Source organism: Actinophytocola sp. (assembly GCF_035712165.1).
Taxonomy (GTDB): Bacteria; Actinomycetota; Actinomycetes; order Mycobacteriales; family Pseudonocardiaceae; genus DASYTH01.
The window spans coordinates 1-3,644 of record NZ_DASTBH010000069.1; the positions used below are offsets into that span (position 1 = coordinate 1).

Annotated in this window: 5 protein-coding genes; all 5 read right to left on the bottom strand. The window is 71.9% G+C overall.

Annotation, left to right across the window (positions count from 1 at the left end):
• Positions 1–371: AMP-binding protein (locus VFO68_RS03290; RefSeq protein ID WP_325156629.1), on the bottom strand; the 371-nt coding region annotated here is incomplete at its 3' end.
• Positions 368–1,591, bottom strand: a complete 1,224-nt coding sequence (locus VFO68_RS03295; RefSeq protein WP_325156630.1) for a helix-turn-helix domain-containing protein — start codon at positions 1,589–1,591, stop codon at positions 368–370. The genes VFO68_RS03295 and VFO68_RS03290, both read right to left, overlap by 4 nt.
• Before the next feature lie 106 nt (positions 1,592–1,697).
• Positions 1,698–2,156 carry a polyketide cyclase gene (locus VFO68_RS03300; RefSeq protein WP_325156631.1) on the bottom strand — a complete coding sequence of 153 codons (459 nt, stop codon included), beginning with the start codon at positions 2,154–2,156 and terminating at the stop codon, positions 1,698–1,700.
• Positions 2,157–2,162: 6 nt separating this feature from the next.
• Entirely contained in the window at positions 2,163–2,870 is a 708-nt protein-coding gene (locus VFO68_RS03305; protein WP_325156632.1) for a zf-HC2 domain-containing protein, read from the bottom strand.
• A complete protein-coding gene (locus VFO68_RS03310) occupies positions 2,867–3,442 on the bottom strand; it encodes a sigma-70 family RNA polymerase sigma factor (RefSeq protein ID WP_414635448.1) in 576 nt (191 codons plus the stop codon). The genes VFO68_RS03305 and VFO68_RS03310 overlap by 4 nt, the downstream gene beginning before the upstream one ends.
• Between the last annotated feature and the right edge of the window lie 202 nt (positions 3,443–3,644).

A 3,644-nucleotide genomic window follows, 5' to 3' on the forward strand; every position in this document is an offset into this window, starting at 1 on the left:
AACCGGGGCAACGCGGTCTCGTCGACCAGGATCACCCGGTCCTCGGCGTGGTTGATCGTGTACACCAGCTGGTGCTTCGAGAACCGCAGGTTGATCGTGTGCAGCACGGCCCCCATCGCCGGCACCGCGAGGTAGGCCTCCAGGTGCTCGGCGTTGTTCCACATGAACGTGCCGACCCGCTGGTCGCCGGTGACCCCGAGGGTGCGCAGCGCGCCCGCCAGCCGGGCGCAGCGCGCGCCCACCTCGCCGTAGGACCGGGACCGGGCGCCGGCGCCGGTCCAGGTCCGGACCCGGGCGTCGGCGTGCACGGTCGACCCGTACCGCAGCATCCGGGCCACCGTCAGCGGAGCGTCCTGCATGGTGCTTCTCACCGCGGCCGACCCTCACCCCGCAGGCCGAGCTCCCAGGCAGTGAGCGCCAGCGACACGGCCACGAACGTCGCCCGCCCCTTGAGCGGGCGGCCGAGCAGTCCCTCCAGGCGGTTGAGCCGGTTCAGCACGGTGTTGCGATGGCAGTACAGCCGGGTGGCGGTGTGCGCAACCGAGCAGTTGGTGTCGATCCACACCGCCAGCGTGGTGAGCAGGTAGGTGCCCTCCTTGCCGGGCAGGTCGAGCACCGGACCGAGCAGCTCCCGGACCAGCATCTCGCCCAGGTCGGGCGAGCGGACCAGCAGCGCCTCCGGCAGATGATCCTCCAGTGTGGCCAGTCCCGGCTTGCCGGCGGGCAGCGTGGCCAGGGCGACGGCCGCGAGCTGGTGGCCCTCGTCGACCTGGCCGAGTCCGGTCACCACCGGGCCGACACCGCCCCGGCCGCGCATCGCCGGCCGCAGCCGGCGCAACGCCGCGTCCGGAGTGGACCGTTCCAGTGCGACCAGCCCCACCAGCAGCTCGCCGCTGACCTGCCAGACCGAACGGAAGCCGCCGGCGGTCAGCGTCTCGGCCGGCATCTCCACCCCCGGCCGGCCGGTCGGCGTCGGCTCGACGGCGACCACCAGGTACGCGCTGTCCGCCGGGAGATCAAGCTTGACCGCGGCCTCCTCGGCGAAGCCGCCCTCCCGCCCCCGGCCGCGCAGCAGCTCGTCCACCATGACCCGCCGGCGCTGCTCGGCCATCCGCAGCAGCTCAAGCTCGGTGCGGTGGTAGTGGTAGCAGGTGGCGAACTCCGCCGACACCTCATCGATGATCAGCCACAGTGCGCTGGCCACGTCGACCAGCTCCCGGTCGGACCGGGGAGCGCAGACCGCGAGCTCCTCCCACAGCGCGAGCCCACCCAGCCGGTAGGACCGCAGCAGCGAGTCGAGCGGAATGCCGCGCTCGGCCGCGCGGCGGGCGCTCGCCCGGACCACGCCGAGCGGGTCACCACCCGCGGTCGGCTCGCCGGCCAGCAACCGCAGCACCGCCGCGGCGTTGTCCCGGCAGGTCCGGCGCAGGTCGGGCAGCGAGATCAGCGCGTTGTCCAGATAGCCGGAGTTCTTGGCCACGATGTGCGACACCCAGCGCTCCGCGACCTCGTCCAGCCGACTGTTGAGCGCCGCGACGAGACCGGTGGGCTCGAGCGGCGCGACCTCCTCGACCGGTTCGACCGTCACCATGAAGTCACGATGCTCGTTTTGTCACCGAACGGCAAGGATCACCGGCCCGGTTGCTGTGCAGAGCGCACAAGGAGCGGCCAACGGGATTGAGCGTTACCACCAGTGATCACTCGGCACCCGAACCGGCCAGGTAGGCGCGCAGTCCGCGCTGGCCGCGGCGCATCATCACGGCGTGGTTGGCGCGGAACAGCGGGCGGGCGACCGGGGCCAGCCGGCGCAGCAGCGACTTGTTGACCACGACCCGCTGGGAGATCGCGAGCGTCGCCCGGCCCGGACTGCCGGGGGCCACGACCCCCTCGCAGAACCCCTCGAGATCACCGGAGATGCCCACCCGGAGCCGCCCGGCCCGCTCGTCCTGCTCGACCCGGTGCAACCGGAAAACCAGCGCGTAGGGCAGCAGGGCGCGGCAGGTCACCTGGGCGGTGTCGTCGTCCAACCGGTCCACCGCCCGGACATCCGGCCACCAGGCCGGATAGTTGGCCAGATCCACCAGCGCGCCGAACAGCCGGGCCGCGGCCGTCTCCACCGACCACACGTTGCGGAACCGGTACTCGTGTAATGACACGGGCACTCAGACCGGCACCGAGACGTACTTCTTGCCGTCCGTGGTGACCACGTCGACCGACTGCACATCACCCGGCCGGATCAGCGCCGACCCGTCCAGGTTGGTGCCGTTGCGGGCGCCGTTCTCGCCCACCAGCCAGCCGCCGACCAGGATCGGCGAGCCGCTGCGCGGCACGATGTACAGCTCGCAGGGCTCGCCCTTCGGGATGCCGCTGGCGAAGACGTGCACCCGGACCCAGCCCTCCATCGGGGTCAGGTCGACCGCGAGCGACGCGCCGGTCACCGCGTCGGTCGCCTGCGCGTGCCGGACGTTGGCCGCGGCGACCGGCTCCGAACCTGGCGCGGTCTGCCGGCCGACGAAGAATCCCGCGCCGAGCGCCACCGCGATCAGCACGACGAACGAGGCCGCGACCAGACCGAGCCGCCGGCCGGGCGAACGCCGCTCGACCGGTTGCGGCCGGGCGAAGCTGAGGTGCTCGGTCCGCGCCGCGCGCAGCGTGCGTTGCAGCAGCAGGTCGCTCTCGGGTGGACCGTCCAGAAAGGCCTCCGGCGGCACCACATCCATCGCGGTGCGCAGGTCGGCCAGTTCGGCGACCTCCTGCCGGCACTCGCCGCACCCGACGAGATGGTCGTGCACCACCTGCGCCTCGCGCGGGTCGAGGGCGCCCAGCGCGTAGGCGCCGAGCAGCGAGCGGTCATGTTCGACCGAGCTCATCGTGGCACCTCCCCTGGGCCCCGGCCCGCGAGTGCGGTTCGGAGCGCTCGTAACGCGTGATAGGACCGTGATTTCACGGTGCCGGCCGGGATGCCCAGGGCCTGGGCGGCTTCGGCGACCGTGCGACCGCGGTAGTACATCTCCACCAGCACCTCCCGGTGCTCGACGGATAGCTTGTCCATGGCTCCGAGTACGGCCATCGAGTTGACCACCGCCTCGGCGTGGTCGAGTTCGACGGCCGGGACGTCAACCGGCTCCCCGACCTCCTGGGGACGGGCGGCCCTGGCCCGTGCCCGGTCGGTGACGATGTTTCTGGCGACGGTGAGCAGCCAGCCCCGCACCGACCCCTTGGTGTCGTTGCGGAGATCCTGCTCGTGCTTCCAGGCGCGCAGCAGGGTTTCCTGCACCACGTCCTCGGCCGCGGCACGGTCCCCGGTGAGCCGGGTGGCATAGGCCAGCACGCTGCGGCCGTGCTCCTGGTAGAGGAAACGGATCAGGTCCTCGCCCGGCGCGCGCGGTTCCTGCCCACCGCTGTCGCGCTTCTTGCGCGACCGCAAGCCTGGGAACGTCACGCCTGCCCTCACCTGCCCGGACTAATCGGACACTAACGCGGTCGGCGAGAACAGTACTGGACCGGTCCATGACACATGTCCACCCTTTCGGCAGTGTCGTGCTTTCGGGTCCGCCGGGCGGGTGTGGAAGGGGACCGTTTCCCGCCCGGCGGAGCCTCTCCTCAGATCCCGCTGTCATCGCCACCGCTGTCGGGAGGCGGTG